At 51.1% G+C, this 15,302-nt stretch carries 10 protein-coding genes and 1 pseudogene; 10 read left to right on the top strand and 1 reads right to left on the bottom strand.

Annotation, left to right across the window (positions count from 1 at the left end; all coding sequences use genetic code 11):
• Window positions 1-169 precede the first annotated feature (169 nt).
• Genes BLR08_RS14020 through BLR08_RS13995 form a run of 6 tightly spaced genes read left to right on the top strand, consistent with a single transcriptional unit; the run spans window position 170 to window position 9,093 of the window.
• Complete coding sequence (locus tag BLR08_RS14020; RefSeq protein WP_218131571.1) at window positions 170-4,924, top strand: phage tail tape measure protein; 4,755 nt, start codon at window positions 170-172, stop codon at window positions 4,922-4,924.
• On the top strand, window positions 4,921-5,487 hold the full coding sequence (locus BLR08_RS14015) for a phage tail domain-containing protein (protein WP_072330599.1): 567 nt from the start codon (window positions 4,921-4,923) through the stop codon (window positions 5,485-5,487). The genes BLR08_RS14020 and BLR08_RS14015 overlap by 4 nt, the downstream gene beginning before the upstream one ends.
• 2 nt (window positions 5,488-5,489) lie before the next feature.
• Window positions 5,490-5,936, top strand: a complete 447-nt coding sequence (locus BLR08_RS14010) for a phage tail fiber protein (protein WP_256257618.1) — start codon at window positions 5,490-5,492, stop codon at window positions 5,934-5,936.
• A gap of 14 nt (window positions 5,937-5,950) precedes the next feature.
• Window positions 5,951-6,469 carry a phage distal tail protein gene (locus tag BLR08_RS14005; protein WP_072330603.1) on the top strand — a complete coding sequence of 173 codons (519 nt, stop codon included), beginning with the start codon at window positions 5,951-5,953 and terminating at the stop codon, window positions 6,467-6,469.
• A gap of 9 nt (window positions 6,470-6,478) precedes the next feature.
• On the top strand, window positions 6,479-7,108 hold the full coding sequence (locus BLR08_RS14000; protein WP_072330605.1) for a macro domain-containing protein: 630 nt from the start codon (window positions 6,479-6,481) through the stop codon (window positions 7,106-7,108).
• Window positions 7,090-9,093, top strand: coding sequence for a phage tail spike protein (locus tag BLR08_RS13995; protein ID WP_072330607.1), 2,004 nt, complete (start codon window positions 7,090-7,092; stop codon window positions 9,091-9,093). Before BLR08_RS14000 ends, BLR08_RS13995 begins: the two co-directional genes overlap by 19 nt.
• On the opposite strand, the gene BLR08_RS13990 is transcribed toward BLR08_RS13995, so the two are convergent.
• Window positions 9,090-9,635: a copper amine oxidase N-terminal domain-containing protein gene (locus tag BLR08_RS13990; RefSeq protein ID WP_072330609.1), complete on the bottom strand. Its 546-nt coding sequence runs from the start codon at window positions 9,633-9,635 to the stop codon at window positions 9,090-9,092. The genes BLR08_RS13995 and BLR08_RS13990 overlap by 4 nt on opposite strands.
• Window positions 9,636-9,721: 86 nt before the next feature.
• On the opposite strand from BLR08_RS13990, the gene BLR08_RS13985 reads away from it, so the two are divergent.
• The 4 genes and pseudogenes from BLR08_RS13985 to BLR08_RS13970 all read left to right on the top strand — a co-directional run bounded on the left by BLR08_RS13985 (window position 9,722) and on the right by BLR08_RS13970 (window position 15,073).
• Window positions 9,722-12,493 carry a fibronectin type III domain-containing protein gene (locus tag BLR08_RS13985; protein ID WP_256257640.1) on the top strand — a complete coding sequence of 924 codons (2,772 nt, stop codon included), beginning with the start codon at window positions 9,722-9,724 and terminating at the stop codon, window positions 12,491-12,493.
• Between the two features lie 15 nt (window positions 12,494-12,508).
• Complete coding sequence (locus tag BLR08_RS13980; RefSeq protein ID WP_090586149.1) at window positions 12,509-12,784, top strand: hypothetical protein; 276 nt, start codon at window positions 12,509-12,511, stop codon at window positions 12,782-12,784.
• A gap of 18 nt (window positions 12,785-12,802) precedes the next feature.
• Window positions 12,803-12,892 (top strand): annotated as a pseudogene (locus BLR08_RS13975) (LuxR C-terminal-related transcriptional regulator); the annotation flags it as partial.
• 228 nt (window positions 12,893-13,120) lie between these two features.
• Entirely contained in the window at window positions 13,121-15,073 is a 1,953-nt protein-coding gene (locus BLR08_RS13970; protein WP_072330933.1) for an AraC family transcriptional regulator, read from the top strand.
• Window positions 15,074-15,302 lie beyond the last annotated feature (229 nt).

Below are 15,302 nucleotides of genomic sequence, written 5' to 3'. Positions count from 1 at the left end.
ATGAACTGTACTCGACACTTTTAAAGCAGGGATGGACACTCGCCGCAATCGACGAGATGGACATCTTTTTTTATTTCCAGTTGATTTCGAGCGCCAGCAGCAAGGAAAAAGAGGCTGCCCATAGCACACTGGATAGTCTCGGACTTTAATCCGGAAAGGGGAGAGAATCGTGGAGAATATCGAGGTGGCCGGGCTAGTCGCCAAAATAGCGATAGACGACACCGGGATTACGAAGAGCATGGCTGAGTTGGACCGGCAGATGAAACTGGTCACCTCGGAGTTTCAAAAGGCTTCTGCCCAACTCGGAGACTTTGGCAAGACTGAGGAAGGACTCAAGACCAAGGCAGATGCTTTGAACAAGCAGATCGATATCCAACAGCAAAAAGTAGCTGCATTGTCTGCTAAACATGCGGAGTCGGCGGAAAAGAAGGGTCAGGACGCGCGCGAAACTCAGAACCTACAGGTGCAATTGAATAAAGCGGAAGCGACCCTCGCAACCCTATCGAACGAATTGAACTCAACCAACGCAGACCTTGAAAAAATGCAAAATGGGATGAAGCAGGCTACATCACAGGCAGCGCAGCAGGCTGCTGCATGGTCGAAATTATCCGATCAGTTTGCGGCAGCAGGCAAAAAAATGGAGTCTGTGGGAAAGGTTATGACAGAAGCGGGCAAGGCTCTAACAATTGGGGTAACGGCGCCGCTAACTGCGGCGGCGGGGCTGTCCACCAAAGCTGCCATTGACTTCGAGACAGCGTTCGCGGGCGTGCGAAAAACGGTAAATGGAACAGAGGCTGAATTCGCAGCCCTTGAAAAAGGGATTCGTAATATGGCGAAGGAAATCCCGGCTTCGGCAACTGAAATCGCGAAGGTTGGTGAGGCGGCGGGCCAGTTAGGCATCAAGAAGGACGCCATAATGGGTTTTACCCGAACAATGGTTGACCTAGGCGTGGCTACCAATATGAGCAGTGATGAAGCAGCTACGGCACTGGCGCGGTTGGCAAACATTACCCAAATGCCTCAGCAAAACTTTGATCGCCTTGGCGCGACAATCGTTGGCCTGGGCAACAACTTAGCGACGACGGAATCGGAAATCGTGGCGATGGGCTTGCGAATTGCAGGCGCCGGGCATCAAATCGGCCTGACGGAAGCGCAGATTCTAGGTTTCGCGGGAGCATTATCCTCTGTTGGTATCGAGGCCGAAGCTGGTGGATCGGCGATAAGTAGAGTCATGATTGATATTGCCCAAGCTGTTGATGTTGGCGGAGAAAAACTGAACCTCTTCGCCCAGGTAGCTGGGAAGAGCACAACTGATTTCCGAAGAGCCTTCAAGGAGGATGCAGCCTCGGCGATCCTTGACTTTATCGAAGGTTTGGGACGAATGTCCAAGTCGGGGACAAACACGTTCGGTGTCCTTGATAAACTGGAGTTGTCAGAAATTCGTGTGCGTGACTCCTTGTTGCGTGCTTCAGGTGCCGGCGACTTGTTCCGCGACTCCATAGAACTTGGGTCCAAAGCTTGGAAGGAGAATACAGCCCTCACGAACGAGGCTGAACAACGCTACAAGACTACGGCGTCGCAACTACAGATCATGAAAAACAGACTTGTCGATATCGGGATAACGCTAGGTCAGGCACTCATTCCGGCCATGATGAAAGCACTCGACGCCGCGGCACCTTTATTCAAACTGATCGAGCAAGGTGCAAATTGGTTTGTAGGTCTGGATAAAAGTATGCAAACAACCCTCATTTCCATAGGCGCAATGGCAGCAGCTGCTGGTCCGTTGCTTTTAGGTTTGGGTAAATTGGCTGCTGTTATTGGACAAATTATGGTCGCTCTCTCCACATTCTCCGCCTCGGCGGCCGCTGCAGCTTCTGCTACAGCTGCGGCTGGAACAGCAGCGACAGGCGCCGGGGCAGCCATTGCAGCAATGAGTGGGCCAATTGGTTGGACTATCGCGGCTATTGTTGCACTCACTGCAGCAAGCACTGCGCTATATCGACACTTTAGTAAGGACGCTGTCCCAGCGGTGGAGAGGTTCGGTGACCAGGCTAAGGCGGCAGCGGATAAAGGATCTGGCAGCTTTAAGCAATTCCGGGACGAATCCAAGGGAACTCTTACTGACACAACGAAAACTGCAGAGACCGAGGGCAGGAAGATCGGGGATAATCTGGCATCGGGCGTCGGGGCTGGCAGCAAGAAAGCGAAGGAAACTGCTGTAGAGGACATGAAAGAAATGGTCGACAAGATGAAGGCAGAAGTCGACAAAAGCAAAGATGTCCTTAACAAACTCGGGGATGCCATTGTCCAGGCGCTCAAGAAGCGTTATGACGAACAGGAGAAACTGGCAATTGCCAGTAAAGATGTTGAGGTTAGAGAGGCTGAGAAGGCTGCAGAGGCCCGGGTAAAGTTGCTTGAGGACCAGCAGAGGGCTGCTGAGAAGGTTTCAGATGAAGAGGTCAAACTACAGCGTAAAACCAGTGACGCCAAGATAAAAGAGTATGACCGCGAATATGCCGCCAAGCTGAAAAACATAGATGCGGACACAGCAGCAGCTATCAAAGTCATACAGGACCAAATTGATGGAATCGACTCTCAAGCCGAGGCGGAGGAAAAGGCACGCAAGGAACAAGAATATCAAGCGAAATTAGCCGAACTGAGAAGGAACCTTGCTGTCGCCGAATCGGCCGAAGAACGAGCAAAGATACAGGCTGATATCGATAAGGAAACGGCTACTCGGCAAAAGGAGCTTTTGCAGGAGAGCAGAAAAGCCGAGAAGGAACAACTCAAAGCTCAAATAGATGTGATCAAACAGTCTGCGTCTGATCGGCGCGACGCTCTCAAGGAAGAACTCCAGAACAAGAAGACTAATGAGAAAGACATGCTTGATGCGACGATTGAACGTCTTGGCCAGGAAAAAGAGCAGAGCAAGGAAAAGTCCAAGTCCTTGATCGAGGATGAGAAGGACCAACTCAAGGCCGCAAAGGAATCGCTCGAGGAAGAAAAAAAAGCAATCAAGCAAAAGTTTGATGAGTTGAAGGCAGACGAGAACACTCGTGCAGAGGCCAGGAAATTGATTATCGAGCAAAACAATGAAGAAATCATTCAATTGCTCGAAACCTACGCTCCTAAGTGGCAGGATGCAGGTCAAAGTATGGCCGATAGTTTTGCCAAAGGCCTCGACTCCGAGAAGAGGTCAATTGCTGAAGCAGTTAAATCCGCTATTGATTTGAGCCCATACATTGACGATCAAGTCACGAAACTTGAGGCGCTGCAGGCCAAACTTAAAGAGTTGGAGGCAGCCAAGAAGAATGATGGAGGAACTACTTCTTTCAGCCCGCCGTCTGTTGGCTCTAGTGTAGCGGACAAGGCCAAAGAGTTGGAAAAAACCTTGAACCAGGGCCTTAAGCCAGCAATAGCCGGGGTTGGGGAAGCAACCAAAAAGATGGAAGTCGAGTCCTTCAAGGCCTTTTTAGGGCTCAATGACACTGCCACTGTGGCGCTCAATCAGCTTAAATGGTCTGGCGGGAAAGTGACAGAGGAAACAGCAACGAAGATCGCGGACACGTTTTTCTCGATGGGCGCGACAATTACCGAAAATATGGGCGTTAGCCATGCAGAGCAACTACAGACCATGAGAGATTTCTTTTCCAAATCAGCTACCTTAACCGAGGAAGAAAAGGCTGCGGCCTTGAAAAAACTACAGGAGTCCCAATCCAAAGAGTCAACGGAGATAGAGACTGGGCAGAAGCGTATTGCAGAGATTTTATCCAAAGCATTGGATGACAAGCGGGCATTGACCCAGCAAGAACAGACCGAGATCAACCAGATCCAGAAAAACATGCGTGATATCGGACTACGAACGCTCGGCGAGCATGAGACACAACAGAAAGCTATCCTCGAAAAAATGAAAGCTGAAGCTGGAGAAATCACAACTCGCCAGGCTGCGGAGGTTGCGAAGAACAGCGCAACTCAGAAAGAGCAATCCATCAAATCAGCGGAGGAGCAGTACAGTAAGGTAGTAGCGGAGATCATCCGCCAGCGGGATGAAACGAAGAGCATAAGTGCAGAGCAGGCCGACAAGCTCATTGCTGATGCCAAGAGGCAACGCGACGCTGCGGTTTCCAATGCCGAGGAAATGCACCAAAAGGTGGTTGACGCAGCCAAAGCCCAGGCCGGCGATCACTGGAAGGAAGTCGATTGGGAAACGGGGCAAGTAAAAAGTAAATGGGAAGTTTTCAAGGATGATGTTGGCCGAACCTGGGATGGCGTTGTCAAAGACACAAAGACCAACATAGAGAATCAGATTGAAGCCGTCCGTACTGGCTACATCCGGATGAAGATTGCCGCCGGCGAGAAGTTGGATGAATTTGTATCGTGGGTCTCATCTAAATGGCAGCCGATCGAAGTTTTTTTTAAAGGTATCGACCTACGAGAAATTGGGCGCAACGTTATAGATGGATTTATCGAAGGAATCAAGGAAAAGTTTAATTCGGTCAAAGATGTATTCGGAGACCTTGCAGGCGGCGTGGTGGAATGGATTAAGCAACCTCTCGGAATTAGGTCGCCATCTCGAGTCACAATGCAACTTGGTCGCTTTACAGGGGAAGGGATGGCACTCGGCATCAGGGATAGCTTAGATGATATCCGGCGCCAATCAGCAGCAATGGCAGCAGCAGCCACTCCGTTGATGCAATCTGTCCAAGTGCCAGGAGGTAACGTTTCTGCCATGTCTGCAGATTCGAACAGAGGGCAACCGACAGCAGGATGGTCCAGCATTAACTTTGAAGGTATGTTTGCAGGAGCTGTTTTTAACATTCGAAAGGACGATGACATAAAGAAATTGGCAATGGAGTTGGTCCAGGAGTTTATGTCCATCGCCCAAAACGAGTCTAGGGCCAGAGGGGGACTGATGCCGTCATGAGTGTTAAGACTTTAGCCGGCAAGACGCCCCGGGAAATGGGGATGATAGTGCTTCGAGGATCGCAGCGTTCTGGTCTTCCGAGCACACGCGACAAGTCGGTAGCAATTCCCGGAAAAAATGGGGAGCTTGATTATGGCGCTGACATGCATCCGCGGCTATTTGTCTTGGAATGCGCATTTGCTGCAAGAAACTCACTCGAACTGCAGCTGCGAATTGAAGGCCTGGCCAGATTAATGGTGGATAGTTATGGGAGGCCGCGAACTGTCGAATTGGTTTTCAATGCCCACCCAGACCGGTCTTACAGCGTACGGTATAGTGGCGCATTTACAATTGAACGAATAGCGGGACTGGGGAAGTTCTCCTTGCCATTGACCGCCTACGAACCTTATTCTCACGGATTAGAGCAATTATGGGAACAGACGGTGGTGACGTCGCCACGAACTTTTACAATTAATTCGGAGGGCGATATTCGGACTGAGCCGGTCATTGAGCTAACCAATACAGGCAGCACAACCATTACGAATTTCCGCATTCAGAATGAGTACGAAATAGACCAAGGATAGGAGTGATCATCTTGCCACTTTCAAACACGCTTGCAACGGCGCTGCTCAATCAGGTATTCCGTAATACGGCCTACACACGGCCTACAACCATTTACGTAGCTCTTTATACCTCAAACCCTACAGGCGCTGACACAGGCACGGAGGTTACAGGCGGGGGTTATGTGAGACAGGCCATCACGTTTAGCGCTCCGACAAATGACTCTTATAACGAATACAACAATAAGACCGGGCAACTCGGGACAGTCACAAAGCCGACGAGTAAAAATAGCGCGGAAATTGTATTCCCAATTGCTACAGCCGATTGGGGTACGATAACGCATATTGGATTGCGGGATGCAGCCACAGGCGGCACGTTGCTGTCCTATGATCAAATCAACAACCCGCGGACGGTTCTGGCGAACGACCGGTTGCGGCTTCCGATCGATGCCATTATCCAGACCATGAGGTAAGAGGGGGCCGAACGATGTTCAATCGCGGCTTTTATAACCGTATGCCCTTTAACCGATTCGCTGTCGTGGACATTTTTGCTGCGGTGAGGATTGACGGATTCGGGGATTTGACCGCCCGTACAGTCGCGGAGATGTACACCGGGGCGAGGGTCGATGGGCATGGGGACTTACAGGCGGATGCGACACGGGAGATTTTCTTTGGGATAACGATGGATGGGCAGGGCGACCTGTCCGCAACCATTAGCCGTGAGGTCTTTCAAGGGGCTGTCATTGACGGCCGGGGCGATCTGTCTGCGGATGCCCGCCGCTATCATGTGGACGTGCTGGAGTTTACCGGAAACTTTGCTCCGGGTGACAAGATCGTTATCGATTCCAAGCAGCTATCTGTAACCAAAAATGGTGTGAACATCCTTCATAATTTTACGGGGGATTTCTTTAACCTGAACGTCGGCAACAACGATTTCTTGTATCAAGATACGGCAGCGGGGCGGTCAGTGCTGATCCGCATCACACACCGAGACAAATTTGTGTAGGAGGTCCATATGCATGATATCGAACTGATTATTGTTGACATAAATAAGGATCTTTGCCGGGAAATTCAGGTATGCTTTGAAGGATTGGAACGCGTCTCGGTCGTCAACGGGTCATTCACTGACATCAAAGAATGGGACTGCATAATCACTCCCGGAAACAGTTACGGGATCATGGATGGCGGGTTTGATTTGCACGTCTCTAGATTCTTCGGGCCTCAACTGGAGCATCGGGTGCGAGGATACATTTTTGCAATGCATGCAAGTATCCAGCCAGTTGGAACGGCATTGATTGTCCCAACCAAAGATCAAAAGCATCCTTATGTGGCTTACGCTCCGACAATGCGGACACCCATGCCGATCTTTGGAACAATCAATGTCTTTTTGGCAATGAAAGCGGCTCTACAGGCTATCCAAAATCATAATGATACCTGTTCGCAAGATGGGTGCCGGCCTATTCGAAAAGTGATTTGCCCTGGTTTTGGAACAGCAACCGGACATGTCGCATATGACGTTGCAGCACATCAAATGCGCATCGCATACGAATTAGTCTACGAACCTCTGCGGCGTGTAACATGGGAAAAGGTTGAAGAATTCGAGCGCAAGCTTGCCAGGAGGACAACATGCCGAACGCTCCGATAACCATCTATGATAACCAGATGCGCCGAGTGGCATACCTGCAAAATGCCTTTGGTATTAGCTACGAGACGCCGTTCAATGGGTTATGGACGGCGTCTTTTTCATTGCCTGCAAATGACCCTAAGTCAGTTGAATGCAAGCCTCTGTATTTTGTCGAGGTTTACGACGAGCGGGAGCGTGTGGAACTGTTCCGCATACTCCCTCAGACGGCCCGGCGCAGCGCTGATGGCCAGACGGTCACCTATAGCTGTGAGCATGTCCTAGCGACGCTGCTGGATGACGTGCTGTTCCAGTACCACACGGTGGGCAACCTTGGCTATCCGACGGCAAATGTGCTGCAGTATATCCTGAGCAATCAGACCGTCAAACGTTGGCAGCTCGGTTCGGTCGGGATCAGCAGGCAATTTGAGTACAACTGGGAGAACGAGACACTTCTGGCCGCGCTAATCAGCGTCCCAAGGCCATTCACGGAGCAATACCAATGGACCTATGACACAACGGTCTACCCTTGGCGCATTAACCTTGTTGAGCCGCCGCAGCTTGTAGAGGCGTATATCCGGTATGGCGTCAACATGCAAGGCGTAGAAAAGACTGTCGATCCCACTAACCTCTGCAACCGAATCTATGGCCTTGGATACGGCGAGGGCGTCAATCAGCTTACGTTTGCAGAGATCAACGCTGGCCGACCATATATTGAGGATGCAGCCTCCCAAGCTCAGTATGGGGTAATTTCCCGCGTCATGGCGGATCGGAGGTTCGAATATCCAGAAACCCTGCTTGCTCGCTGTGAGGCGCTTCTATCCGAGCTTAAGCAGCCTCGTATCACGTACACGGTGGCGGCTTCTGAGATTGGAAGGTTCTCAGACACACCTATCTACAAGTTTTATAGCGGGGCGTTGGTCCGCGTGCAAGATAAGGAAATGGGGATTGACTTCACGGCGCGCGTTGTCAACAAAAGGAAGCGGGACGTTCGCGGACAACCAGGGGCGGTGGAACTGGAGATTGCCAATCGACCACAGGATATTGCTGGAACCATCGCGGACCTTGCCAATCGGCAGCGAATTGGAGAAGTATACGCTCAAGGAGCTACCAACCTAGACTCCCATGACTTTGCTGATAACTGCGACCCAACTCATCCTGCCGTGCTGCGCTTCCGCATTGACGAGCAGGCAGTCCGGGTTAACAAGGTTCTATTATCGTACAAGTCGGAGGCGTTTCGAGGATATAACAGGCCAATCCAAGCGGCTCCTGCGGTTTCCTCCGGGCCAAGCAGCAAGACAACCACAGCGAGCGGCGGCGGGCAGACGAGCGGCTCAAGCAGTGCCACTACAACGGCGGCAGGTGGGGCGACAACGAGCGGGCCGAGCAGCACGACGACAACTAATCCTAGTGGTGCTAATAATTTGGAAACTCCTACAGAAGGGGATTTCTGGCCTTTTACTTATAACTATGGGCCAGGGGACGTGATGTCATTTACAGGACTACATGATCACGGAATCAGCGCTGGTGTCCAACTTATGACAGTCGGTGGCGGTTATGTGACATGGGTTCCATCGGGGAATCATAGACATGGGCTAGTTCACCATTACCACAAGTATGCTACCCTTGACCACACTCATGGTATGGATCATACACACACGATAGGAAGCCATGTCCATAACATGGAACATACGCATCAAATCGCTTCACACACCCATGATATGGACCATACACATGAAATACCAGCACACAATCACGAAATGGAGTATGGAATCTTCGAGGGGCCAATACCTTCTGCAATTATGGTAAAAGTAGATGGGGTAGTTATTCCGGGTTTGGGGACGAATGCGGACGATATTGATATCATCCCTTATTTATCAAAGGATGGAGGGGGGAAGATAAACCGAGGCTGGCATAATGTTGAGGTGATACCAAACAGCCTCGGGAGGATCGTAGCCAGCATTAACACCCAAGTGTTCTGCCAGTCTAGAGGGGGCGGAGATTTTTAATTCTGGATAATACCCAGTTTTATTAAGTCATATTTATCAAGGTAAGTAGTCCCGTCAATAAACATGACGTTGATATTGCCCTTGGCGCTGGTGGCAATTTGTTCCCCTGTTTTCTCTGACGGCAATGATATTTGTAGACTTTCATTTCCGTACTTTAATAGCAAACCATCAAATGCTCCAAAAGCTTCGACATTAAAGTTTTTAACTAAAGTTTCTAGAGAAATCCAATCCTCCATTTTCTCGGCACCCGCTTCCTTCTTTTCTTCAATCTTACCAACGGGAACGGGTGTTTGCAATGAAATCGTACGGGTTGCATCGTCATATGCTACTTTGGCCCCAAGCAGACCGGCGACTTCGCGCACAGGGAGATAAGAGTTTCCATCAACAACGATAGGAGAGGTAGTAAGCTGCTTTTCCTGCCCATTGACCTTTATAACGAACTTGGCGATAGTCGCCTGCACCGTCTCGCTCGTCGCGGCTACGGCCGTCGCTGCCGATCCTATCAGCATGCCGAGGGACAGGGCGATGATTACTTTTTTCAAAACTACCAACTCCTTTTTTTAGCATCAGTATACCACATATATTCAATTTTAGACCCCGACAGGTTTCGGGGTTATTTGACTTGGAGGTGTTCAAAGTGGTGGATAGTAACAACTACCAGCCCAGTTACGGTGGAGTCCTCAAGGAGGATGGCACCAAGGTAAATGTCGGGGATATGCTTCAGGATGTCCTTGACACACTTGGAAATACCGGGGGAGTGGGTGTTGGTAACGAAACAGTAAGTGTACCGGTCAATGCTATTGCCCAACTAGCACATATTCCTTCGAATGCGACGAAAGCAGTAATCAGTGTCGAGTCCGGTGATATTAGGTACTGGCGTAAAACTCCTCCGTTGCCAACCTCAACGAGCGGCCATCTTGGTAAGGCGGGTAGTGAGTTCCAGCTAACATCAGCGGCGCAGCTGGCTGACTTTCGTGCATTCGGTTTGTCGGGATCCCCGACCCTGCAAATTAGCTATCTAGGTCCGACTGAAAAACCTGATCCCATTGACACGCAGCCGCCAACAGCACCAACGGGATTATCTGCCACCGAGGTAACCGCCTCGCAGGTCAAACTTAGTTGGACTGCATCTAGCGATAACGTGGGAGTTGTTGGATATGATGTGTACCGGAATGGAGTTAAGATCAGTAACAGCGCGACAACGACTTACACGGACAATACTGTTTCACCGGCAACATCGTACACTTACACTGTCAAGGCCCGAGATGCAGCTGGAAATGTTTCTGCAACGAGCGAACAGGTTACTGCAAAAACCTTGCCCTCTCAAACTACTGAATACGGAGCTATTTCGGACCCCCAAGGAAGGTCATTTGTGGCCGATAAGGGTTATGTATCCAACAGCTTATCTGACCCAACAAGCGGCATTTGGCTGACTTCTGCAACTTTTCGCAGCAAGCACACGGCGATGAAAAATTTTAACAAAATGCAATTTGTCTACTCTGCATCTAGTGGCGAATCAGCCTTGCCCAATACGATGACGCTTAAGTTAGCAATCGAGGTAGAGGACCCTACGACCAAGGCCCTGACACGATACCCGATCACTTGGGATGCCGGGGGTACACGATCGCTGACATTCCAGCCGGGGGAAATCAAATATACACACCCGTTGGAACTGGAGTTCGTAAAGGGTCAAAACTTTTGGATTCGGTCCTTTATTTCTGTTCCAACAGACGGAAAATATCCGAAAACTGCTGTAGCGCTGCACAATCTGCTGCAAGAGGGCAAAGTCGTGGGAGAGGATCGTTGTGACTTTGACCAGTCGGTTAACCCTGTATTGACGGGCAGCTCCGACGTTGCGGGTTCTTTCATGCCTTTAGCTATCATTGGCGTCGAAAAATCCGGAGAGAGAACGCCTTCTGTACTCCTATGGGGCGACTCGATCAATTCCGGATCGGCTGACGATCAGGCTGCAGGAAAATTACCGAATCAGCGTGGTTTCGGGGCGCGGGCCTGCTATGAAGCCGGATTACCGTTTGCAAACATCTCCATCGGCGGCGAACGTGTAGCGGATTTCCAGCAATTTAATACTATTCGCCTGAATATAGCCAAGTTTGCAACACATGCAATCGGCAACTACGGGACTAACGATAACGGTTCTTCCCTGGCGACTATGAAAACGAACTTGTCCAACGCCTTTACAGCGGTCAAAGCGGCGAATCCAAAAATCATGGTGTACCAAATGAAAATCCTCCCTCGTAACGTTACGAATATCAATACGATCTACAGCACATGGTACGCTCCGGGTAATGTCCGGGATCAGGTTAATGACTGGATATCTACCCTGCCATACGCTGATGGCCTAATCGACGGATATTTTGACGGCGCATATCCGACCGAGAAGCAAAATCCGCGCAACGGTGGATTCCGCAGTACGGCATACACGACCGACATGACGCATCCCATCCCGTACGGCCATGAGATTATCCGAAAGGCCGTAGATATGGAGCGCATATTGGCATTCCAGCCGTTCCGCAAGGTGGAGGACCGGATTCCGGCGAAGCCGACAGGATTCAAGGCCGCAGTCGGGGAGACGAATGCATTCCTAACCTGGGACGAGTCGCCTGACTTTTTCGTAAGCGGGTTTAACGTATACCGTAACGGCACGAAAGTAACGGCTACTCCGATTGATTACAAAACGCCGTTGTTCTACGACTCCGGCTTGACCTCTGGCATAAGCTACACATACACGGTTAGGGCCGTATCGCTCTTTGACGTAGAGAGCCAGGACAGCGCAGCCGTTACGAAAACAGCCGCACCGCTGCCACTTTTGGTATCCGATACGTTTAACCGGCCATCCAGTACATCATTGGGCGATGCTGAGACTGGTGTCGAGGGCTCCAAGGCGTGGGAGCGTAATAGCACAGACAGGTATGATATTTACAACCCGAGCGGCACGGACGGCCAACTACGGCGCGTGGGAACGGCTGGAGCAAACCAGTTTGCATATATCGAGACTGGCGTGGATGACTATGCATTGACGGTCACCCATACGGCGCTTGCGAATAACGGCGGGCCTACGCTTTGCCTGAGACTTAAGGACGCGCAAAATATGGTTTCCGTCAACTTCTCATTGCGGGCAGGCGTATCGACTCGAATTAATAACCAGTTTACGGCCAACATTTTCGAGTCTCCGACCATTACACCAGCTTCGACGGCGGGGGAAACGCGCAAATACACGGTTGTCATGCAGGGCAGTGCGGTGTTCCTGCTTATCAACGACGTACTTGTGCATGCCGCTTATGACAAGCGGGTTAGCTTTGCAGGACATGGCACAAAGGCCGGATTTAGCGCATCTACAGTCAACGACGCGATTGATAATTTTTCGGTCAGAAAGATTTAGGAAAGGTAGGATCATATGGCTCAATTACCTATGTATAGCGCGGTTGTAAATTCACCGCAAACAGAATTGCCATCTGGTATTAATGCGACACAGACGACCGTTCCTGTGGTTAATGCCTCGCTGCTGCCGCCAGCGCCGAATCTGGTGACGATCGGCACGGACGAGTCGGCGGAAACTATCCTTTACACCGGGATCAGCAGCAACACCTTGACAGGGGTGACTCGGGCTTTCCAGGGGCAAGCGAGTGATATTAATCATGAGGGACAAGCACGCTTGCAGACATACTTATGACGTTTGCGTACTTGAAAACATATCTCCAACGTCATGCAGAAACTGAATGTAAAAGGACGTTCGCAAGCGGTGGTGGAATTAATCAAGCTTGGGGAACTAACGATCTGATCCAGACCAAAGCTACTCGGCGACTGACCACAATTCAGCCTTCTTGGCGCTCTCCTCCTTCGGGAGACGAGCGGCGGGAAGGCTATTTGGCCGTTAAGGCCCCTGGCGAACAGCAGAATAACACGGGGGAGCTGTTTCCGGTTGAAGCCGGATGCCTTTTCCTATAAAATAATAAATGATAATCATTCTCAGAAAAGCGGGCATTTTAGGAAGTTCAGGGAGGAAACGATGGATAACGACTTCAATATAGATGAGCAAGCCCGCTTATGGGCCTACGCTTCGCACAAGGTGCTGGATGTCCGCCTTGGAACATTGCTGCCCAGGGAAACGCTTCTTTCCTACCGGCTGCCGGCCAGCGCTTTTCTGTTCGCGGTGAACGGCGAGGCTCGGATCTCGCTGGACGGGACGGAATATGCGGCGAAGAAGTTCCATGTTCTGCATGCGGGGAAGGGCTTTTGTCTGGATATTGCCGCAGAAAAGGAGCGATTCGAATACTATTTGATTTTTTACAAAGCGGTGCTGCCCCCTGTGCGGGTTCCCGAGCTGCATCGCCTTATGGAACGGTGCAATCCGTTTCAGAGCCAGTTCGGGTTTGCTCCCCGGCATCCGCTGTCGTTGTTCCGCCAGCTAGAGCTGATGGACCGCGATTGGCATCGGCAGGCAGGGCTGGAGCGTCTGCATGTGAAGGCTTTGTTTCATCAGTTCATCTATGAACTGATGCGCCAGCTCCACGAGCAGAAGGTCCCGCTGGTGAAGGCGGATGCCGCAGCCCAGGCGATCCGCTATATCCATGAGCACTATGCGGAGCCTCTGACCTTGGAGGAGCTGGCCCGATTGCTGGACAGCAGTCCCCGGCACCTGTCGAGGATGTTTAAAAGCCGGACAGGCTGCAGCCCCATCGACTATCTCATCCGGCACCGCATCGATAAAGCCAAGGAAATGCTGCTGTGTACGGATGCTTCCTTGCTGCAGATTGCAGCGGAGGTCGGCTTTCAGGACCGGTACTACTTCAGCCGGATGTTCAAGAAGTTTACTGGCATCACCCCTGTTCAATACAAGCAGCAGAATGCGCATGAGCAGGATCGTCCGTATCCTCCATCGGTTATGGCCAGAAGCTCTATTGCGGTGCGAAGGGTTCGCCCCTATACTGTTGACGAGGATGATAATCATTATCAACAAAAGTGTGAAGGGGCATCTACCATGAAAAGCCGTACAACATCATTTACCGTACTAACTTTGCTGCTAAGCCTTACCTTGCTGCTTGGCGCATGCGGAACGAATTCGGGCGCCACCCAGGAAAGCCAGCCTCCGGCCGGCCAGCAGGCCGCCGAGCCTGCCGCAGCTGAGCGCGTTCTGAAGGACGGGCTTGGGCATGAAGTGAAGGTTCCTGCCAAGCCGCAGCGGATTATCGCCTCTTACTTGGAGGACCATCTGGTCGCACTCGGGGTAAAGCCGGTCGCTCAATGGTCAGTTAAACAATCGAATGTGCAGTTCTACCTGCAGGATGCCTTGAAGGACGTTCCCTTGATTCCTTCCGACCTGCCCTTCGAAGTGGTCACCAGCTTCCAGCCGGATCTGCTTCTGATCGATTCCGCCGAGACCGTCGCCGGTGATAAGTACGCCCAATACGCCAAGATCGCGCCGACGTATACGGTAGGCATGGACAAGAATAACGATTGGCGGCAGGAGCTGCTTGAAATCGGCAAAGTGCTGAACAAAAGCGCTGAAGCCAAGCAGGCGCTTGATACGTATGAAGCTAAGGTCAAGGAAGCGAAAGAAAAGCTTCAGAAAGCGATCGGCACCAAGTCGGCGGTAGCGGTCTGGCACAGCAAGAAAAACTTCTATGTCGTGAACGAGAAGATGTCCAGCGGTGATGTTCTCTACAAAGACCTGGGTTTTACGGTTCCGGCCGTGGTGAAGGAGATCACAAGCACCAGCAACAATAACTGGAATGCGATCTCGCTGGAGAAATTGGCGGAAATGGATGTCGACTATATTTTCTTGGTCAACAGCAACGGAAAAGATGCCTCCGAAGAGCTGCAGCGTCCCCTGTGGAAAAATATCCCGGCTGTAAAAAACGGACAGATCTATGAGTTCGGACTCGAGAAAAGCTGGCTGTACACAGGGACCATAGCCAATACCCAGATGATTGACGATGTGTTGAAAAGCGTTATTAAGTAGGGAAGCTTAAAAACGAAGAAGCCTTCAAAACCACCGCTAAAGTGGGCTTGAAGGCTTCTTTTTGCCCGGAAACCTATCTAATGTCCCCAAACACCAGCGCTCCATGCAAGAGCCTGCGGAGAAGGGGCCGGTGGGGCAAGGGCACTGCTCGCTGCTTGGCGGGGCCGTCCGGTCCGGCCGAGATATTTGCCTGCTCGCCTCTCCTGTCATTTACCCGGGCTGGCTTCGG

Source organism: Paenibacillus sp. cl123 (genome assembly GCF_900101595.1).
GTDB lineage: Bacteria > Bacillota > Bacilli > Paenibacillales > NBRC-103111 > Paenibacillus_G.
Note: the sequence above shows the minus strand (reverse complement) of the source record. Positions and strands in the feature narration are given on the sequence as shown.

Coding starts and splice junctions, on each gene's coding strand:
- BLR08_RS14015 (WP_072330599.1), top strand. CDS start 4,921: ATGAGTGTTAAGACTTTAGCCGGCAAGACGCCCCGGGAAATGGGGATG.
- BLR08_RS14005 (WP_072330603.1), top strand. CDS start 5,951: ATGTTCAATCGCGGCTTTTATAACCGTATGCCCTTTAACCGATTCGCT.
- BLR08_RS14000 (WP_072330605.1), top strand. CDS start 6,479: ATGCATGATATCGAACTGATTATTGTTGACATAAATAAGGATCTTTGC.
- BLR08_RS13995 (WP_072330607.1), top strand. CDS start 7,090: ATGCCGAACGCTCCGATAACCATCTATGATAACCAGATGCGCCGAGTG.
- BLR08_RS13980 (WP_090586149.1), top strand. CDS start 12,509: ATGGCTCAATTACCTATGTATAGCGCGGTTGTAAATTCACCGCAAACA.
- BLR08_RS13970 (WP_072330933.1), top strand. CDS start 13,121: ATGGATAACGACTTCAATATAGATGAGCAAGCCCGCTTATGGGCCTAC.